Below are 18,068 nucleotides of genomic sequence, written 5' to 3' on the forward strand. Positions count from 1 at the left end.
GACTTATATGACGAGCTGAAAAGCTCTGTTCTGACCTGTTATTGGAGAAGCACGGATGGTCTTTTCATCCAACGTGTTCCTGTTTTTGTTCTTGCCGATCTTTCTCGGCTTGTACTACCTCAGTGGCGCACGCTACCGCAACTTGCTGATTCTGATTGGCAGCTACGCCTTCTATGCCTGGTGGCGGGTCGATTTCCTGCTGTTGTTCGTCGTGGTAACACTGTGGAACTACGGCTTTGGCCTGCGCATATACCGGGCGGGCGTAAGGACCAAGGCTGCACAACGCTGGGTGTTGTGGGGCGTGGTCGGTAACCTGGCAACCCTGGGTTACTTCAAGTACGCCAACTTTGGTGTCGCCAATATCAACCAGATGATGGACGCCGCGGGCCTTGAGCCTTTTGTGCTGACCCATGTGATCTTGCCGATTGGTATTTCTTTCTACATTTTCCAGTCGCTGAGCTACTTGATCGACGTTTACCGGGGCGATACCGAACCGACGGAAAACCTGATCAACTTTGCTGCCTTTATCGCCCTGTTCCCGCAGCTGATTGCCGGTCCGGTGCTGCGCTACAAAGATCTGGCGGACCAGTTCACCGATCGCACCCACAGCATCGACAAGTTCTCCGAAGGCGCCACGCGTTTTATGCAGGGCTTCGTCAAAAAAGTGTTTATCGCTGACACCTTGGCACCACTGGTGGATCATTGCTTCGCCCTGAGCAACCCGAGTACCGGCGATGCCTGGCTCGGCATGCTGGCCTACACCGCCCAGTTGTATTTTGACTTCTCTGGTTACAGCGACATGGCCATTGGTTTGGGCCTGATGATGGGTTTCCGCTTTATGGAAAACTTCAATCAGCCCTACATCAGCCAATCCATCACTGAATTCTGGCGGCGCTGGCATATCAGCCTGTCTACCTGGCTGCGTGACTACCTCTACGTGCCGCTCGGCGGCAATCGCCATGGCACGTTCAACACCTATCGCAATCTGTTCTTGACCATGCTGCTGGGTGGTTTCTGGCATGGCGCTAACTGGACCTTCCTGATCTGGGGTGCATGGCACGGCACATGGCTCGCCATTGAGCGAGCGCTCGGTGTAAAAGCCGCACCGACCGTGCTCAACCCGATCAAATGGGCATTTACCTTCTTCTTAGTGATGCTCGGCTGGGTGATTTTCCGCGCTGAAAATCTCGACATTGCATGGCGCATGTACAGCGCGATGTTCAGCTTCAACGGCTGGCAGCTCAGTGAGTTGAACCGCGCCAATATCAATGATCTGCAAATCGCAACACTGGCCATTGCCTACATCGTACTGGCGGTCTGTGGCGTGCGAGAGTTCAACCGGCACCGTTCAAGCAAGCGCCCAGCCAAGGACGCAACCTTGGGCAGTGACCCGGTCATCAGCTCGGGCAATACCGCGACAGCAAGCGTAATGGCGCAGCAGAACCCAGCCATGGCGCATACCCTGGTTCGTGTTGCGCTGTTGCTGCTGTTTTGCGCCTCGTTGTTGAAGCTCTCCGCACAGAGCTACTCACCCTTCCTTTACTTCCAGTTCTAAGTGAGGCTGAACATGAGTAAAACCGCGCAAAACATTTACGTCGCCTCATTTATCGGTGTGTTGACGCTGGGCTTCATCTCGTCCATGAGCGGGGTGCTCGACTACAAGCAACCCAATACCTATAGCGTGCTTGACGGTAACCTGGCGAAAAGCTTCGAAGATCACTACGACAAAGAACTGCCACTCAAAGACATCGGCACCAATGTCTGGGCCGCGCTTGATTTCGTGCTGTTCAACGAAGGTCGCCTAGGCGTGAAGATCGGTGCCGACGGCTGGCTGTATTCGGACGAAGAATTCAAACCTGATCCGACTGGCACACACAACCTGAGCGATAACCTCAATACCATTGAAGGTGTACGCAATGAGTTGGCCAAGCACAACATCAAATTGGTCATGGCGATTGTTCCCGCCAAGGCGCGTTTGTATCCCGAACACATTGGTAACAATCACGCCAGCCCGATCCACGCGGACCTGTACCAACAGTTCCATAAAGCCATGGACCGTGAGGGAATCATGGCACCCGACCTGCTCGCGACGCTTGAAGCCGCAAAACCTCGGGGCCAGCTATTTCTGCGCACAGATACCCACTGGACGCCGTTTGGCGCCGATATCGCTGCCAAACGTTTAAGTGCAGCGGTGACGCATAACTTTGTCCTACCGGGCGACCCGCAGGAGTACGTCACCTCTACGGAGAAAACCGAGTCGTACCACGGTGACCTGACGCGCTTTATCCCCGTCGACCCGCTGTTTAAAACCCTTATGCCGCCTCCCGATGACCTGCAAAAGCGCAGCACCGTAGCGGCTTCACAAACTGAAGGCGCCGACGCCCTGTTTGCCGAAAGCAATATTGCAGTCGCTTTGGTGGGTACCAGCTACAGCGCTAATCCCAACTGGAACTTCGAAGGCGCGCTGCGTGAGCACCTGCAGCGCGACGTGGGCAATTACGCCGAAGACGGGCGTGGCCCGGTGCTGCCGATGCTCGGGTACCTACAAAGTGATGACTTCAAGAACAACCCGCCTCAGGTGGTGATCTGGGAGTTTCCTGAACGCTATTTCCCGATGCCCAATGACCTCAGTGAGTTCGACCAAGACTGGGTCGCACGTCTGAAGAACCAGGGCAATGAGCAAAATCTGGCGCTGACCGGCAACCGCTGAAGCACCAGTACGCGCGCCGGCACCTTGCCAGCGCGCAACATTAAAGAGGTATGTCACCTCACTTAATCAAACGGCTGCAACGCCGCTGTGTGAAACGAAGATGGAGAACTACTGATGACCTTACTGACCAATCGCAACTTGACCACATTCGCTTGCGCTGTCGCGCTTAGCCTTGGCAGCTTACATGCGAGTGCCGGAGAAGGTGGTTTGTATGCACCTATCGCCCCTAAAGGGTCAACCTTCGTGCGCGCCTATAACGCAGGCAACACCGAGCTAAGCGTCAGCGTCGGCAACACCTCGCTGAATGAGGTTTCGCCGCTGGGGTCAAGTGACTTTAGTTTTATGCCAGCCGGCAGCTACAGCGCTCAGGTCGGCAGCACCACCATCCCGGTCAAACTGGATGCCGACCATTACTACACCTTGGTTAGCCAACCGGGCGTTGCACCAAAACTGGTTGAAGACCCGGTGTTCAAAAACAAGCAAAAAGCCTTGCTGCGCGTACAGAACCTTTCAGACAGCAACGTCACCCTGAAAACAGCCGATGGCAAAACCAAGGTAGTTGATAGCGTGGCGCCGGCCAGTCATGGCGAGCGCGAAGTTAACCCGGTCAAGATCAACCTGGCGCTGTTTAAAGGCGACAACAAAATCAGTGACCTCAAGCCGGTTGCCCTCGCCCGCGGCGAAGTGGTCAGCCTGTATGTCACCGGCAGCGGTGAAAAACTTTCACCGAACTGGGTTAAACGCCCTGCCAAAACTGATTAATACAACCAATAATACCAAGGCCGAAAACCAGGTCGCTAACAAGATAGCGCCGCCACGGCAGGCGCTACGGAGAAGTCCGCTACGGCTCATATGAGCTTGCTAATGGGTGGTCTCGCAATAACGCGAGATACCAGACAAATCTATGAACGTTTCAGGAGTTAAACACATGATCCCGGTAATTCTTTCAGGTGGCAGCGGTTCGCGACTCTGGCCCCTTTCGCGTAAACAGTACCCAAAGCAATTTCTGGCGCTGACAGGCAACGATAGCATGTTTCAGCAGACCATCAAGCGGCTGTCTTTTGCCGGTATGGAGCCGCCCGTACTGGTCTGCAACAAAGAACACCGCTTTATTATCCAAGAGCAACTTAGCGCTCAGGAGTTAGCAGCGCAGTCTATCCTGCTTGAGCCGTTTGGCCGGAACACCGCACCTGCGGTGGCAATCGCAGCCATGAAACTGATTGCTGAAGGCCGCGATGAGCTGCTGTTAGTGCTGCCAGCTGATCACGTACTGGACGACCAGCCATCGTTTGAAGCCGCGCTGTTGGTGGGTAAGACTGCGGCCGAGAAAGGTGAGATGGTGCTGTTTGGCGTACCGGCCAAAACCCCGGAAACCGGTTACGGCTACATCCGATCAACAGCTGATGACAGCCTGCCTGAAGGCGTGGTACGGGTGCAAAGCTTCGTTGAGAAGCCTGATGCAGCGCGCGCCGTTGAGTTTGTGGCATCCGGCGATTACTTCTGGAACAGCGGCATGTTTATGTTCCGCGCCAGCCGTTATCTCGAAGAACTCAAGCGCTACGACGCTGACATCTACGACACCTGCCTGCTGGCGCTTGAGCGCAGCAATGAAGTCGATCATGTAGTCAACATCGACGAAGCCACATTCGCCTGCTGCCCTGACAACTCGATTGACTATACCGTCATGGAAAAAACCACCCGCGCCTGCGTCGTGCCGCTGGATGCCGGCTGGAATGATGTCGGTAGCTGGTCGTCAATCTGGGATGTGCACGAGAAAGACGTGCACGGCAACGTCATCAAAGGCGATGTCATGGTTCACGACAGCCGTAACTGCCTGGTTCAGGGTAATGGCAAGCTGGTGTCGATCATTGGCTTGGACAACATTGTTGTGGTCGAAACCAAAGACGCAACCATGATTTCCCACCGCGACAGCGTGCAAGACGTAAAACACGTGGTAAATGAGCTCAACGCCAAACAGCGCAATGAGGCGCAAAACCACTGCGAAGTCTATCGCCCCTGGGGTTCGTATGACTCGGTCGACATGGGCGGCCGCTTCCAGGTCAAGCACATCACTGTCAAGCCTGGCGCGCAGCTGTCTCTGCAAATGCACCACCACCGCGCAGAGCACTGGATTGTAGTGGCCGGCACCGCTGAAGTGACCTGTGATGACCGCACCTTTCTGCTGACTGAAAACCAGTCGACCTATATTCCGATGACCTCGGTCCACCGCCTGAGCAACCCAGGCAAAATCCCCCTTGAGCTGATTGAAGTGCAATCAGGAACCTACTTGGGTGAGGACGATATCGAGCGTTTTGAAGATGTCTACGGCCGAAGCCACGACGAAGCTGCACGGATAGCAGTGCGCTAATTCAAGCTAGGTGTTAAAAAAAGCGCGGGCTCTGGGTAGAGCCCGCGCTTTTTTTTGCACGCAACAGCCGGCGACCGACACACTTTTTTACCGTCTGGCCTTCCCCGCCGCACCAGCTTGTGTAGGATAAATACACGTTCACCGACCAAGGCCATCACCATGTTATTCGGTGCAATCCTGATTCTCAGTTGGTTTATCCTGCTGATTCGCTACCCGAGCAAAGCCCTGCCCGTCACATTGCTCGCCGTCATCGGCCTGTTTATTGTCGCCTCAACCGTGATCTGGCAAGAGAACCGTGAAAAAGGCCACCTGGCAGAGCTGGAACTGCGCTTCAACTACGACCCGCAAAACTGCCCGGCCGACCGCCCCCTCGCTGTGACGCTGAATAACGCCAGCCCAAACCCATTGCTCGAATTGCAATGGCAGCTTGCTGCCTATCGCCCTGGCGACAGCGTTAACCTGGTGGAAAACACCTATGAATCACCACGCTACACCGGGCCCGGCGACCTGCAACCCGGTTCAAGCTGGAACAACTGCCTGCCACTGCCGCCCTTACGCAGTGGCTATAGGGCCAGTAGCCTGGAGTTTCGTGCCGAACGCCTGCAAGGCAGTTTCGCAAACTGAACGGACGGTCATGATCAGGTATTCACAGTAGGTACCCAGGCCCGCTTTGGCTTATTCTCAGCCGACAATAAAACAAATGACTCAGGACGCTCTTATGACGACCCAGCTCACTGCATTAATCACTGGCTGCTCAAGCGGCATTGGGCGCGCACTGGCCGATGTTTTTCAAGCAGAGGGCTACACAGTCTGGGCAACCGCGCGCAAAGAGTCCGACCTGGCAGCACTCAGTGCGGCCGGGTTCAACGCCGTACACCTCGACGTCAACGATGCAGTAGCCGTTGAGCAACTGGGGGCTCGCCTCAGCGAAGAGCTTGGCGGTCTGGATGTGCTGATCAACAATGCGGGCTACGGGGCCATGGGCCCGCTGCTCGATGGCGGCGCAGAAGCCATGCGCCAACAGTTCGAAACCAATGTGTTCTCCGTTGTCAGCGTTACTCGCGCGCTGTTTCCCTTGCTGCGCCGCAATAAGGGCCTGGTAATAAACATCGGCAGCGTCTCAGCAGTATTGGTGACGCCATTCGCCGGCACCTACTGCGCCTCCAAAGCGGCAGTGCACGCCTTAACCGATGCCTTGCGCATGGAACTGGCACCCTTTTCGATTGATGTGATGGAGGTACAGCCCGGCGCCATTGCCTCGAGCTTTGGCGCCAATGCCAGCCACCAAGCCGAGCAGCTGATAAACGAGCAATCACCCTGGTGGCCTTTGCGGGAGGGAATCCGCGCGCGGGCCAATGCCTCACAAGACAACCCCACCCCGGCCACCTTCTTTGCCCGCAATTTAATGGCCGCGGTGCAAAGCGCCAAACGGCCACGCCTTCTGCGGCTGGGCAACGGCAGCCATATACTGCCGCTGCTCGCCAACCTACTGCCTAAAGCGCTGCTGGAAAAAGGCCTGATCAAACGCTTTGGCCTCAACCGGACACTTTGATGAGCCTACGCTACTACGCATTCGGCGCCGTTGCCGCAGTCGCCATACTCAACCTGCTGGTTCGCGCACTGCTCAAACTCGGCGGGTTGCCTGCAACGCTGTTGATCGCGGTAGCGGTTGGCCTGTTGGTTCGCCTCGTATTTCAGTGGCGTAATCAGCGGCTGCCTGCCCCGCGTGAACGCTGGGCCGTGGTCGGGATTTACGCCGCGGTACTGGGCCTGCTTTATTTGGGCTTGCTAGGCATGATGTACCTAAAAGATGAGCCCGGTAATGTCGGCCACATTCTGTTCTGGCTGCACTACCTGTGCTACCCGGTATTGCTCGCGGTTTGCCTGATGCCGGGTAAAAGCAAACCGCAGCAGTAGTTGCCGCGCTGACGGTGGATTACCGCGCAACACCTACCGGAGCAGCCAGGGCTTTGGGTTTACGGAACACCAGCACGTTACCCAGCATCACCAATACCAAGCCAAATAGCGCAGGCGCGGTCCATTGGTAGCCTTCGGCAAACACCGAAATATTCAGCGCCACCACCGGAAATAAAACCGTGCAATAGGCAGCCCGCTCCGGCCCCATGCGTCCAACCAGAGTCAGGTATGCGGTAAAGCCAATCACCGAGCCAGGTATTGCCAGATAAAGCAGCGTGCCGATATAGCGGGTATTGGCTTCAAAGTTAAAAGGCGTTCCGGTCACCAGGCAGATGATCAGCAGCATCATTGCCCCATACAACATGCCCCACGCATTGGTCGTCAGCGGCTTCAAACCGGCTTTTTGTTGCAAGCTAGACAGCATATTGCCTGCCGAGAAGCACAGCGTACCGATCACGGCCAGACCAATGCCCAGCAGCGTTTCACGACTGGCCTCATGACCGACCAACTCAGGCCAGAATAGAAAACCCAGCCCACATAGCCCTAGACCAGCACCGGCCAGCACATTGGCGGCAATTTTCTGCTTAAAAAACACCCGGGCATTGAGTGCATTCCACAGCGTGGCGGTTGAAAAAATAACCGCAACCAACCCACTGGGTATCCACTGACTGGCGGTGTAGAAACACATAAAGTTGACGCAAAACAAACAAAGCCCCTGAGTCAGGCAGATCAACTGTGCGCGCCGATCCAGCTTCTGCAAGCGCCCACTAACCAGCAAAATCGCAAACAGCACCGCAGCGGCCAGGCCAAACCGATAGGCAATCGACAACGGAATCGCCACCACACCCAGCTGCAGTTTCAGGGCGATCCATGTGGTGCCCCAGATCAGCACAGTCATCAAATACAACCACAGATTCATCAGTCAACTCCCAGTAGATGAACCCAGTGTGCGCCCGCCCTTGCCGGGCCGCTTGCACAAAGTTGCGCTTTTCGCCGGCCATACCGCCACCCCGTCGCCGATCTGCAGCCGAGTCTGTGCAAGACGACGCATGGCCATGAGAGTTGCACAATCTTGCGCTTTTTTCACGTTGGGGGCTGGCAGCAGGCGCGCATGGCGGTAGCATGTTGCTGCTAAAGGACAGGTGTGTATGGCGCAACTCGAAGAAAGTCAGGTATTCCACGCAATGGGGCAGTCGCCCAACGCTCGTTTGCACCACAGTGCCGAGCTTGGCGATGGCTTGGCCGCTGCATTGTGGAGCAACAGCCATGACGCACGAAATTACGAAGCGCCGACGCATCACACCCTGTCGTGCTACCTCGCGGGCGGCACCGGCACCTTCCGCCGCGACCAGCCAGACAGCAAAGGCGCACCAGACAAACTCTGTGTAATGCCTGCCGGACACCATTCAAACTGGGTGATTAACGGTGAGATCAATCTGGCTCACCTGTATATCAGTGAAGAGCACTTCGCGTTGACCGCCGTACGCTTGCTCGACCGCGAACCCCGTGAACTGCAACTGCGCGAAGGCACCTTCCTCGATGATGCAGCGCAAGCCCAGCGTTTCCGACAACTCAGCCAGCTGAATTGGCACGAGCCAGGCGAGCGGCTGCTGATCAATAGCATCGCTCACCAAGTGCTTGATCACGCCCTGCTCTCGCAGGTGGGTAGACGCGAGGGTTTGAAAGTCACCGGCGGCTTGGCGCCTGCCCAACGCAGACGCTTGCGCGAGTTTATCGACAGCCACCTCGATCAGCCGCTGAGCCTTGGTCAGTTAGCACAGATGTGCACGCTGTCGGAGTACCACTTCGCCCGCATGTTTACCCAGAGCTTTGGCCTGCCCCCGCACCGTTACGTGCTTAAACAACGCCTGCATTTGGCCTCGCAGTTGCTACGCAATAGTCCCCTTTCGTTGATTGAGGTCGCACTTAGCTGCGGCTTTGCCAGCGCCAGTCATTTCAGCAACCGATTCCGTCAGGCGTTTAATGCAACGCCGAGCCAATACCGCGCTGTATTTACCCAGTAATTCCAAGGCACAACTGCCCAGTGTTCAGCCGCCTAGGCCTTAGCATCCTGCAGGCCATATCGGCAATTTCTGTCAGAAAATCCTGGCGCAAACTAAATGGCCAAACGGTCTCCATAACCCGGCCCAACAGTGCAATAATCATCGGCTTTGCTTGATTCAACGGCGCGGTGATGAACCCTCCAGCAGAGCTACAGCGATGCCACTGAACATCCTCCATCTCAGCCAGGACAACTGGCGCTCAAGCTTTGATGCCGGGCATTTTCGTCGGGGGCTTGGCTATGCCGAGCAGAGCCGTAGCACCCTGCTGAACCTGACTGACAACAGCTTGCTTGCCAGCTGCAAAGGCTCATCAGGGCAAATCTACAAGCAACGCATCAATCTGTTTCCAACCGTGCATGGCTGGAGCATCAATGGTCACTGCAGTTGCCCGGTGAGCTATAACTGCAAACATGTAGCTGCCGCTTTATTAACCCTCGAGAGCCAGCAAAAATCCGCCGTGGATCACAGCGCACTGATAACCCCCAGCCAGAAAATTGCCGAACAGCGACTTGAAGGCATCAGCCCGCAACCCATATTGAGTCTGGGCAGCCACGCGCGCGTGCATTTTGATGCGCGCAAAGGACGCATGCTGGAGCAGACGCAACACCGCGCCGCACTGGCATTCGACTACCAAGGGCATCTGGCGTACGGCCGCCAAGGCAAAGATGTACTGATCCGTCAGCAGGCGGATTTAAACCTGCGCATCGTGCGTGATGCCAACGCCGAAAGCCGCTTGCGCAAGCGCTTGACCGACATCGGCTTAAGCATTGCCCTGCGCCAGAGCGAAGCCTTGGGCGAGCATCCGGGCGAGCATTTTGAACTGCCCAATGAGGCCAGCTGGCTGCGCTTTGTTGAGATCCACCTAGCCAAACTGCGCGAGGAAGGCTGGAAGATCGAGATGCAGCCGGGTTTCCACTACAACCTGGCGCAGATTGACCATTGGTACGCAGAGATTGAAGAGTCAAACGAGCATGACTGGTTCGACCTTGAGTTAGGCGTGACTGTCGACGGCCAACGCATCAGCCTGCTACCGGTGCTGCTGCAAGCGATTCGCCGCACCCCGTGGTTGCTCAACGGCGAAGCCGTTGCCCAGCGTCAGGATGAAGACATGCTGCTGGTCAACCTCACGCAAACCGATCAACGCGTGGCGCTGCCCTTCGCCCGCCTGAAACCCATGCTGGCAACCCTTGGCGAGCTGTTCTTCCGCGACCCGGCAGAAATCAGCAATAAGATTCGCCTGCCGCGCGCCGATGCACCTCGTCTTAACCGACTAGCCGAAGGGCCCGCGCTAGAATGGCAAGGCGGCGAGCCTCTGCGTAGCTTTGCTCACCGCCTACAGGCATTGCCTGAATTCAAAGCCAAGCTACCCACCGAGTTGCAAGCCAAGCTGCGCCCCTATCAAGTCCAAGGGCTGGCATGGATGCAGGCGTTGAGCGAATTGGAAATGGGTGGCTTATTGGCGGATGACATGGGTTTGGGTAAAACCCTGCAAACCCTGGCCCATATCCTCGGTGAAAAACAGGCCGGGCGTTTGCAGCAACCGGCATTGATCGTGATGCCGACCAGCCTGATCCCCAACTGGCAAGACGAAGCCGCACGCTTTGCTCCGACGCTGCGCGTGCTGGCTCTGCACGGCAGTAAACGCCGCAGCTTGTTCAAACTGATTGACCAACATGATGTATTGCTGACCACCTATGCATTATTGCCAAGGGATTTAAAAAACCTGAGCGCGCACAGCTACCACCTGCTGATTCTCGATGAAGCGCAAAACATCAAGAACCCACGCAGCAAAACCGCCCTCGCCGCCGGCCAGCTTCGCGCGCGTCAACGCCTGTGCTTGACCGGCACGCCGTTGGAAAATCATCTGGGCGAGCTATGGTCACTGTTTAACTTCTTGATGCCAGACTGGCTTGGCGACAATAAGAGCTTTACCCGCGACTACCGCACACCCATTGAAAAACAAGGCAACGAGCAGCGCTTGGCGCACCTGCATGGGCGCATCAAACCCTTTGTGCTGCGCCGTAAAAAAGAAGATGTCGCCCGCGAATTGCCGCCCAAAACCGAGATCACTTACTGGGTCGATCTCAGCGCGGCACAACGTGACCGCTATGAAACCTTGCGCCTGGCGATGGATAAAAAGGTTCGCGCCGAAATCAGCCGCCAAGGTCTGGCCCGCAGTCAGATTGTAATTCTTGAAGCCCTGCTGCGCTTGCGTCAGGCTTGCTGTGACTTGCGCTTGCTCGACGACAGTGAAGCCTCACTCAAAAGCAGTGACTCAGGCAAACTCAGCGCCTTGCTCACCATGCTTGAAGAGTTATTCGCTGAAGGCCGCAAAGTGCTGCTGTTCTCGCAGTTCACCTCGATGCTGGCGTTGATCGAAGCGGAGTTGATTGCACGCAATGTCAGTTACGTAAAACTAACCGGCAGCACCCAGGACCGGCGCACCCCGGTCCAACAGTTCCAGGCCGGTGAACACTCGATATTCTTGATCAGCCTGAAAGCTGGCGGCGCTGGTTTGAACCTGACAGCGGCCGACACGGTGATTCATTTTGACCCTTGGTGGAACCCGGCCAGCGAGGCCCAGGCCAGTGATCGTGCCTACCGCATTGGCCAGGACAAACCGGTGTTTGTCTACAAGATGATCACCCGCGGCAGCGTAGAGGAGAAAATCCAACAGCTGCAGCATGCTAAAGCCAACCTCGCTCGCGGCGTGCTCGATGGCGGTAGTCAGGCCAAATGGCAGCTTACCGAAGATGACCTGCAAGCACTGTTTGAACCGCTGTCGCCATGATCGCGCCTTACTGAACCGCCTTCTTCGTCACCACCTCACCGGTTGAATCAATGGGTTTGCTCGACGGAAATTTGTACGAAGCAAACCTCACTGCAAGCACCGAAAGCGCCAGCAGGAAGATCCCTGCGCAGGAATAAACCAAGCCAATATCGGGCGGCCGATGGTGAGAAACATCACCAATCAAATAACGCGTCAATGCGGTGATCGCCACGTAAAGCAGAAAGCGAATTGGCAGGTGATTGGTTTTGAAATAGATGCCAACCATCGCCCCCAACTCTAGATAGATAAACAACAGCAAGATGTCATCAATACTCGCCTGGCCTTTTTCCAGCATCGCCATAAACGCCATGAACGACGCCCACGCAGTAACGGCACCAATGGCGAACAGGCCTAGGTAGTGAAAGCCCTCGACCAGAAAGTTACCCAGCGAATTAGCGCTCCGGTTCATCAGCTCGCGACTATTATCGACCCATTTCATTGACCATTCCTTCAACCCTTAACAGCGAAAATGCCTATCGACCATGACAACGCTGCCATGGGCCCTGCGTAAGCAAAAGTATGCATGAACAGCATGCAATCGCGCGACAAGTAACACGCAGAGCAATTATTGGGCTGGACAAACCGCCGCAATAGGGTCTAACACTGATGCACAGCCCGCGTACTTTAGCCGATAAGGATTTCAAACATGCTTACCTTTGCCCGCCATGCACTGCTCATCGCAGTGGGTTCTTTGATGACCGTCAACGCTAATGCGGCGCCTGTAGCCAAACAAAACAGCCAAGTCCCGGGTTACTACCGCATGGCGCTAGGCGATTTGGAAGTTACCGCGCTGTATGACGGCTATATCGACATCGATACCAAACTGCTTAAAGGCGCCAGCGCCGAAGACATTCAAAGCCTATTGGAAAAAATGTTCCTTGATTCGCAAAATGGCGTACAAACCGCAGTGAACGCCTTTTTGGTCAACACCGGCAAGAATCTGGTATTGGTGGATACCGGTGCAGCTAAATGCTTTGGGCCAACCCTGGGAAATATCCAGGACAACCTTAAAGCCTCCGGCTACACACCGGAACAAGTCGATAGCGTGCTGCTGACCCACTTACACCCGGACCATGCCTGCGGCTTGCTCACTGCCGATGGCAAAGCGGCTTACCCCAACGCCACGCTCTTTGTGCCCAAAGGCGATGCCGACTATTGGCTAAGCAGCGCTGAACAAGCCAAGGCACCAGAGGCCAAGCGCGGCATGTTCAGCATGAGCCAAAAAGCAGTCGCGCCCTATACAGCATCTGAGCATGTGCAGTTTTTCAGCCCTGACAGCACACTGCCTGAAGGCGTAGTCGTGGTGCCAAGCAACGGCCATACTCCTGGACATACCTCGTATATGCTTAGCTCTAAAGGTCAAAACCTGCTGGTTTGGGGCGATATCGTGCACAGCCATTCGGTCCAGTTCAGCAAACCCGAGGTCGCAATTGAGTTTGATAGCGACAGTGCCAAAGCAATAGAGACGCGTAAAAAACTATTTGCAGAGGCAGCCAAGGATAAACTCTGGGTCGCCGGTGCTCATTTGCCATTCCCTGGCATTGGCCATGTCCGCAGCGAAGGACAAGGTTATGTGTGGGTGCCAACCGAGTTTGGCCCGATACGCAGCGATCGCTAAAGCGCTCCAAAACAACGACAGGTTTGCAGTTGGCCTGAGCATTGCTGCTGTTCAAATGGGTGCAAGTTCTTTATGCTTGCGATCACTGTATAAACAAACAGTTAAATTAATCAGCGTGAAGGCGTAGAGGTGATGAATGGCCGTCGAAGTGGTGTACCGCAGCAGTCGAGATTTGGAGCGCTTGTTCATGGATAAAGCCGAAGCTGACCGTCATGACAAAATGCTTGAGCTGGCTGAGTTGCTCACCGATGTGTTGCAAAAAGCGGTGCCGAGCCTGAACGAAACTCAAGGCGAAGAGCTGGGTATTTATATGGCGAAAAATCGCGACATCTTTGCCAAGGCCTTCAAGAACCAACCTGACGCCTTGAATGACCTGGGCCAAGAAGCGACCGAGTAAGTTACGATCGCTGGCACGCTGTCCCAACCCATGACACAACATGGGTTGGGGTTAAGTAAGCATCAGTACACTCGGCAATGCATCCTTGATCAAACCGCCTCCAGCGAGCAGCAATAGGCCGAATACCAGCCACCGCACTGCGCGCAGCGATAGCTTGGGCGGGAAGCGACGCATCAGAATACTCACCACAAAAACCAATGGAAAGGCTTCCAGGCTCAGCCAGAGCACAGGTAGAGTCAATTGTCCTTGGGCGGTGACCAACCCCAGGCGGGTGACGGCATTGGCCGCGAAGACGGTAATCAAGGTGTTGCGGATTACCTCGTAGCCCAATGGCTGGCGGTAGAGGTGATAAACCAGAGGGGGACCACCGCTGGAGAACAGCCCATTCAGCAGCCCGCACAGCCCGCCTGACAACCAGAATGAAGGCTGCCCCGATACGCGCGCCTGAGGCTTGCTTTGCACCACCAGCAACAGGCTGCCAATCACAATCACACAACCGAGCAAGAGCCGCAGCCACGCCATCTGCGACTCATTCATTGCGCCTAGCCCCCACATCCCCAGACTCACGCCAAGCAGACTGCTCAGCAAGACTGGCATCAATACGCCGCGATCAAGCTCAGGTTTAGGGCCACCCAGGGTCACCAGCGCGTTGCCGACCGTGAGGATGCTGATAATAATTGCCACGTCGCCAAGTGGAACGATGTGCAACGAGGCGACCATGCCCAGCAGGATCAAGCCAAAGGCAAATCCCGTAAGATTCTGAGCCAAGGTGGCCAGCAGCACACAGCCCAGAAACATCAGGTGCACTTGCACACTCATTTGATCACCCACGCATCAACCTCATCCCATCCAATGTACTGCAAGCAAAATCAAAGTCGCCAAAAACAGAGTCTCACTGACCAGCAAAGTTGCAGGGCGCCAGCCTACTTCGAGTAACGACTTCAGCGATGTCTTCATCCCCAGTGCTGCAATCGCAGTCACCAGGCACCAACTGGAGACACTCACCGCAAACTCGCGAATGGTCGGTGTGGCGATGCCGCTGCTATTGATTGCCACGAAGACCACAAAGAAGATGATAAACAGCGGCAACGGCAGAGCAGCACGCGGCCCATCACTGCGTTTGCGTAACATCAGCGACAGGCTGAACACAATTGGCACCAGCATGGCTACACGCAGCAGCTTGACCACGGTGGCGGTATCTCCGGTTTCATCAGACATGCTGTAGCCAGCGCCCACCACCTGGGCCACATCGTGGATAGTCGCGCCCAGAAAAACCCCGGCCTGGCGAGCATCAAGCCCGAGCCACTGGGCAATGGGCGGATAGATAATCATGGCAATGGTGCTTAGGGCAGTCACGCTGATCACGGTAAAGATGATATTGCGCTCGCTGTTTTTGTCCTGCGGCAACACGGCTGAAATCGCCAAGGCGGCAGAGGCGCCACAGATGCCGACGCTGCCACCGCTGAGGATGCCAAAGTCCCGCGATTGACCCAGAATACGTGCCAGCACCACGCCGAAGGTGATGGTCAAAAACACCCCACCGACGACCACCGCGAGCAGGGTGCCACCCAACGACATGATTTGCTCAAGCGTGATACGCATCCCCAGCAGCGCCACGCCGATACGCAAAATGGTGCTTGAGGTGAAGCGAATCCCGGCAACGGCCCGGCCCTCTTCCGATAGAAATCCCAGGGCCATTCCCAGCAGCAACGCCATCAACATCACGGGAGCACCATAATGCTCGGAAAGGAACGAGGCACTGACTCCGACCACAGCCGAAATACATAAACCGGGTAATACCAGTTTGCATTTCTGCGTGCGGCGGTTTAGCCATGATTCAGACACCCCATCCTGGGCATCGACTGGCATGGCCACTGGAGGAATCGTGTGGTGTTGTTTTATTGCCATTATTTTCACCTACGCCCGCTGGTTGCTCATTACCACCGATGCTAGTGAAAGCTGGCCCCACTCATTAGGGCCACTGCAGTGCCTTGTTAGGGGCCAATCCAACTGGCCCAAGCGAACCGCAGCGCTGGCGCTAACTGCAGATGGTGCAGCGCACTAAGCTGTACACGACCGCGCTTGCTGAACACGGGAAGGAAGGGCAGTGACAATGGACAATCGTAAGTTGATCGAGAGCAGCGAGCGGTTATGCCGCCAGTGGCAACAGCCCAGCCCCCTATTTGCTGGCGGCAATGACCTGCGCAGCAGCGAAAATTCGCTGCTCTTACTCTTCTACGGCAGCCTGCACAAAGCGGCTGGCTATGGCTGGCAAAACGCAGGACGCTCGCTGATCGACAAGACCTATCTGCGTATTCTTGGGCACTGCACCCAACTGGATATGCACGGCTTGAGCGCTGATGAGGTAGCCGCACGACTGGATGGTTTTATTCGCCGGGAGTTAGCGCCACGCTGGACAACTGTTCGCCAAAGTCAGGGCAGCGAGGGGCTGGCGTTGACCCAGGAGCTGCTCGAAAGCGCCAGCGAAGCACTATTCGAAGCGCCAGAAATGCAAGCGCAAAGCAGTCGAATATTGTTCTATTTATGCCCGCAGTTGCCGCTGCTGTGCGGTGAACAACCCTTGGCGTGTCAGGAGCGACTCAGCGCCTTGCCGATTCTGCCCCGGCCTCAGACATTTTCTGGCGATGCCCAACAGCAGGCCCTGATTCGCCAATTGGTTGAAGGCAGCGACTGGTGGCGACGGCGAGTTCTCAGCGCTTGGCAATCGCAGGCAGCGCTTACAGCAAGCCCCGCCTAGCAGGCGTCTACTCAGACGCTGTCAGTTGCAAACGCTGACGGTCTTCGGCGCTGTATTGCACCACGCCCAACGGAATTTTATCGTTAAGCGCCAGTCGGATTTGGCCCACTTCATCTGCACTGAATGCACCGCACAGCTCGATCACTTCCACGTGCCGTGTCAACAATTCAAGGGCCACCATCACCGCCTGCTCAACATCAGCCACACCGCACAGCGTCGCCGAGAAGCTGTCCGATTCGAGCTGACCGTTGTGGGTTAGAAAATCCATACCCGGTGCCTTGAAAATAAAACCGTAGCGTTGCACAGCCATGGATACTGCCCCCTTTTTCACTGATTAAGTGTTCACTGATTAAATTGTTCAATGATTAAACCGCGACGGCCCGTTCAGGACTATGCGCACAGTATTCGGTAAAAATGGATGACAAGGCACATGAAGCCAGGCGCGCCGCAAGCGGGTCCGCTCGCGACGTCAAAATGATCGGCACCGCCGCGCCCAAGACCAGGCCGGCCGCTGTTGCACTCATAAAATAGACCATTTGTTTAAACAGGAAGTTACCCGATTCAAGGTTCGGCACCAGCAGAATATCGGCATTGCCACTGACCTGGCCGCTGATGCCCTTGATGCGGGCTGCCTCTGCCGAAATGGCGTTATCAAAGCCCAGCGGCCCCTCAACTCGTGCACCGGTAATGGCGCCGATGGCCGCCAACTTGGTCAACTCGGCTGCATCCTGACTCGACGGCATACTGCTGCTCACTTCCTCAGTACCAGAAAGGATGGCCATGCGTGGCGACACATAATCCAAGGCGTGCATCAGGCGAATCGCGTTACGCGCAATATGCACTTTGTCGATAATCGAAGGCTGCACATTGATGACCGCATCGGTAATTGACAGCGCTTTATCGCTGCCCGGCACCGTCATATGAAACACATGGCTGAGTCGGCTTGCAGTGCGCAGTCCGGCATCACGCTTGAGCACGGCGCGCAACAAGGTATCGGTATGCAGGTGACCCTTCATCAAGGCGCCCGCTTCCCCCCTGCCTGCCAGCGCACAACTGAGCGCGGCGCTTTCGGCTTCATCCCCTGCGGGCACCAAACGCAAACCCTGCAAGTCCCAATTCAGTTGCTCGGCCAAGGCTCGTATCTGGCTGATATCGCCAACCAGAACCGGCTCGATCAATCCTTCATCACAGGCCTGCTTGGCGCTGCTCAAGGTCAACAGATTGACCGGGTTGACCACCGCCGTGACAACGCGCGGCAAGGCCTTGGCCCGATTGAGCAGAAACGCTGGGCACTCATGCGCAGTGGTGCTCAACATAATTTATCTCCCAGTTGTTTTTCCGACGATAAATGCCTGGCGATACTGCAACGGCGCCCAAAGGCGCCGCAGCAGAGACTTCACCCTTACC

The 18,068-nt window shown here is 56.0% G+C and carries 18 protein-coding genes; 12 read left to right on the plus strand and 6 right to left on the minus strand.

The window, feature by feature from the left end:
- Nucleotides 1–55: 55 nt before the first annotated feature.
- The 7 genes from AACY09_RS04165 (at nucleotide 56) to AACY09_RS04195 (ending at nucleotide 6,995) form a co-directional block, all read left to right on the plus strand.
- Complete coding sequence (locus AACY09_RS04165) at nucleotides 56–1,555, plus strand: MBOAT family O-acyltransferase (RefSeq protein WP_339486220.1); 1,500 nt, start codon at nucleotides 56–58, stop codon at nucleotides 1,553–1,555.
- A gap of 12 nt (nucleotides 1,556–1,567) precedes the next feature.
- Entirely contained in the window at nucleotides 1,568–2,710 is a 1,143-nt protein-coding gene (locus AACY09_RS04170; protein ID WP_339486221.1) for an alginate O-acetyltransferase, read from the plus strand.
- Nucleotides 2,711–2,824: 114 nt separating this feature from the next.
- Nucleotides 2,825–3,472, plus strand: coding sequence for an alginate O-acetyltransferase AlgF (locus tag AACY09_RS04175; RefSeq protein WP_339486222.1), 648 nt, complete (start codon nucleotides 2,825–2,827; stop codon nucleotides 3,470–3,472).
- 166 nt (nucleotides 3,473–3,638) lie between these two features.
- Nucleotides 3,639–5,078: a mannose-1-phosphate guanylyltransferase/mannose-6-phosphate isomerase gene (locus AACY09_RS04180; protein ID WP_339486223.1), complete on the plus strand. Its 1,440-nt coding sequence runs from the start codon at nucleotides 3,639–3,641 to the stop codon at nucleotides 5,076–5,078.
- A gap of 159 nt (nucleotides 5,079–5,237) precedes the next feature.
- Nucleotides 5,238–5,702, plus strand: a complete 465-nt coding sequence (locus AACY09_RS04185; RefSeq protein ID WP_339486225.1) for a multidrug transporter — start codon at nucleotides 5,238–5,240, stop codon at nucleotides 5,700–5,702.
- A 94-nt stretch (nucleotides 5,703–5,796) separates the two neighbouring features.
- Nucleotides 5,797–6,630 carry an SDR family oxidoreductase gene (locus tag AACY09_RS04190; protein ID WP_339486227.1) on the plus strand — a complete coding sequence of 278 codons (834 nt, stop codon included), beginning with the start codon at nucleotides 5,797–5,799 and terminating at the stop codon, nucleotides 6,628–6,630.
- Entirely contained in the window at nucleotides 6,630–6,995 is a 366-nt protein-coding gene (locus tag AACY09_RS04195) for a hypothetical protein (RefSeq protein ID WP_339486228.1), read from the plus strand. The genes AACY09_RS04190 and AACY09_RS04195 overlap by 1 nt, the downstream gene beginning before the upstream one ends.
- A 19-nt stretch (nucleotides 6,996–7,014) precedes the next feature.
- Here AACY09_RS04195 and AACY09_RS04200 read toward each other — a convergent pair whose 3' ends face one another.
- Nucleotides 7,015–7,914, minus strand: coding sequence for a DMT family transporter (locus AACY09_RS04200; protein WP_339486229.1), 900 nt, complete (start codon nucleotides 7,912–7,914; stop codon nucleotides 7,015–7,017).
- A gap of 229 nt (nucleotides 7,915–8,143) precedes the next feature.
- Between AACY09_RS04200 and AACY09_RS04205 the strand changes: the two genes are divergently transcribed.
- Both AACY09_RS04205 and AACY09_RS04210 read left to right on the plus strand, forming a co-directional pair.
- Entirely contained in the window at nucleotides 8,144–9,019 is an 876-nt protein-coding gene (locus tag AACY09_RS04205; protein WP_339486230.1) for an AraC family transcriptional regulator, read from the plus strand.
- A 196-nt stretch (nucleotides 9,020–9,215) separates the two neighbouring features.
- Nucleotides 9,216–11,849 (plus strand): DEAD/DEAH box helicase, encoded by a 2,634-nt coding sequence (locus AACY09_RS04210; protein WP_339486231.1) that lies wholly within the window; start codon nucleotides 9,216–9,218, stop codon nucleotides 11,847–11,849.
- Nucleotides 11,850–11,856: 7 nt separating this feature from the next.
- Here the strand turns inward: AACY09_RS04210 and AACY09_RS04215 are convergent, their stop codons facing one another.
- Entirely contained in the window at nucleotides 11,857–12,327 is a 471-nt protein-coding gene (locus AACY09_RS04215) for a phosphate-starvation-inducible protein PsiE (RefSeq protein WP_339486232.1), read from the minus strand.
- Nucleotides 12,328–12,534: 207 nt separating this feature from the next.
- On the opposite strand from AACY09_RS04215, the gene AACY09_RS04220 reads away from it, so the two are divergent.
- Nucleotides 12,535–13,506, plus strand: coding sequence for an MBL fold metallo-hydrolase (locus tag AACY09_RS04220; protein WP_339486233.1), 972 nt, complete (start codon nucleotides 12,535–12,537; stop codon nucleotides 13,504–13,506).
- 136 nt (nucleotides 13,507–13,642) lie between these two features.
- Nucleotides 13,643–13,903 carry a YebG family protein gene (locus AACY09_RS04225; protein ID WP_339486234.1) on the plus strand — a complete coding sequence of 87 codons (261 nt, stop codon included), beginning with the start codon at nucleotides 13,643–13,645 and terminating at the stop codon, nucleotides 13,901–13,903.
- A 51-nt stretch (nucleotides 13,904–13,954) separates the two neighbouring features.
- Here the strand turns inward: AACY09_RS04225 and AACY09_RS04230 are convergent, their stop codons facing one another.
- A complete protein-coding gene (locus tag AACY09_RS04230) occupies nucleotides 13,955–14,722 on the minus strand; it encodes a TSUP family transporter (RefSeq protein ID WP_339486235.1) in 768 nt (255 codons plus the stop codon).
- A gap of 21 nt (nucleotides 14,723–14,743) precedes the next feature.
- A complete protein-coding gene (locus AACY09_RS04235; RefSeq protein WP_445323786.1) occupies nucleotides 14,744–15,748 on the minus strand; it encodes a YeiH family protein in 1,005 nt (334 codons plus the stop codon).
- A gap of 268 nt (nucleotides 15,749–16,016) precedes the next feature.
- On the opposite strand from AACY09_RS04235, the gene AACY09_RS04240 reads away from it, so the two are divergent.
- Nucleotides 16,017–16,661: a hypothetical protein gene (locus AACY09_RS04240; RefSeq protein ID WP_339486236.1), complete on the plus strand. Its 645-nt coding sequence runs from the start codon at nucleotides 16,017–16,019 to the stop codon at nucleotides 16,659–16,661.
- A gap of 7 nt (nucleotides 16,662–16,668) precedes the next feature.
- Here AACY09_RS04240 and AACY09_RS04245 read toward each other — a convergent pair whose 3' ends face one another.
- Together AACY09_RS04245 and AACY09_RS04250 are read right to left on the minus strand one after the other, a co-directional pair.
- Nucleotides 16,669–16,971, minus strand: coding sequence for a DUF6506 family protein (locus tag AACY09_RS04245; protein ID WP_339486237.1), 303 nt, complete (start codon nucleotides 16,969–16,971; stop codon nucleotides 16,669–16,671).
- A gap of 55 nt (nucleotides 16,972–17,026) precedes the next feature.
- Nucleotides 17,027–17,977, minus strand: a complete 951-nt coding sequence (locus AACY09_RS04250; RefSeq protein ID WP_339486238.1) for a bifunctional enoyl-CoA hydratase/phosphate acetyltransferase — start codon at nucleotides 17,975–17,977, stop codon at nucleotides 17,027–17,029.
- Between the last annotated feature and the right edge of the window lie 91 nt (nucleotides 17,978–18,068).

This window comes from Pseudomonas sp. EL_65y_Pfl2_R95 (genome assembly GCF_963971045.1).
GTDB lineage: Bacteria > Pseudomonadota > Gammaproteobacteria > Pseudomonadales > Pseudomonadaceae > Aquipseudomonas.

Bases quoted from the DNA above. Each gene is read 5' to 3' on its own strand.
- AACY09_RS04175 (WP_339486222.1), top strand. From the start codon at position 2,825: ATGACCTTACTGACCAATCGCAACTTGACCACATTCGCTTGCGCTGTC.
- AACY09_RS04185 (WP_339486225.1), top strand. From the start codon at position 5,238: ATGTTATTCGGTGCAATCCTGATTCTCAGTTGGTTTATCCTGCTGATT.
- AACY09_RS04200 (WP_339486229.1), bottom strand. From the start codon at position 7,914: ATGAATCTGTGGTTGTATTTGATGACTGTGCTGATCTGGGGCACCACA.
- AACY09_RS04165 (WP_339486220.1), top strand. From the start codon at position 56: ATGGTCTTTTCATCCAACGTGTTCCTGTTTTTGTTCTTGCCGATCTTT.
- AACY09_RS04215 (WP_339486232.1), bottom strand. From the start codon at position 12,327: ATGAAATGGGTCGATAATAGTCGCGAGCTGATGAACCGGAGCGCTAAT.
- AACY09_RS04180 (WP_339486223.1), top strand. From the start codon at position 3,639: ATGATCCCGGTAATTCTTTCAGGTGGCAGCGGTTCGCGACTCTGGCCC.
- AACY09_RS04195 (WP_339486228.1), top strand. From the start codon at position 6,630: ATGAGCCTACGCTACTACGCATTCGGCGCCGTTGCCGCAGTCGCCATA.
- AACY09_RS04240 (WP_339486236.1), top strand. From the start codon at position 16,017: ATGGACAATCGTAAGTTGATCGAGAGCAGCGAGCGGTTATGCCGCCAG.
- AACY09_RS04225 (WP_339486234.1), top strand. From the start codon at position 13,643: ATGGCCGTCGAAGTGGTGTACCGCAGCAGTCGAGATTTGGAGCGCTTG.
- AACY09_RS04190 (WP_339486227.1), top strand. From the start codon at position 5,797: ATGACGACCCAGCTCACTGCATTAATCACTGGCTGCTCAAGCGGCATT.
- AACY09_RS04245 (WP_339486237.1), bottom strand. From the start codon at position 16,971: ATGGCTGTGCAACGCTACGGTTTTATTTTCAAGGCACCGGGTATGGAT.
- AACY09_RS04205 (WP_339486230.1), top strand. From the start codon at position 8,144: ATGGCGCAACTCGAAGAAAGTCAGGTATTCCACGCAATGGGGCAGTCG.
- AACY09_RS04210 (WP_339486231.1), top strand. From the start codon at position 9,216: ATGCCACTGAACATCCTCCATCTCAGCCAGGACAACTGGCGCTCAAGC.
- AACY09_RS04170 (WP_339486221.1), top strand. From the start codon at position 1,568: ATGAGTAAAACCGCGCAAAACATTTACGTCGCCTCATTTATCGGTGTG.
- AACY09_RS04230 (WP_339486235.1), bottom strand. From the start codon at position 14,722: ATGAGTGTGCAAGTGCACCTGATGTTTCTGGGCTGTGTGCTGCTGGCC.
- AACY09_RS04250 (WP_339486238.1), bottom strand. From the start codon at position 17,977: ATGTTGAGCACCACTGCGCATGAGTGCCCAGCGTTTCTGCTCAATCGG.
- AACY09_RS04220 (WP_339486233.1), top strand. From the start codon at position 12,535: ATGCTTACCTTTGCCCGCCATGCACTGCTCATCGCAGTGGGTTCTTTG.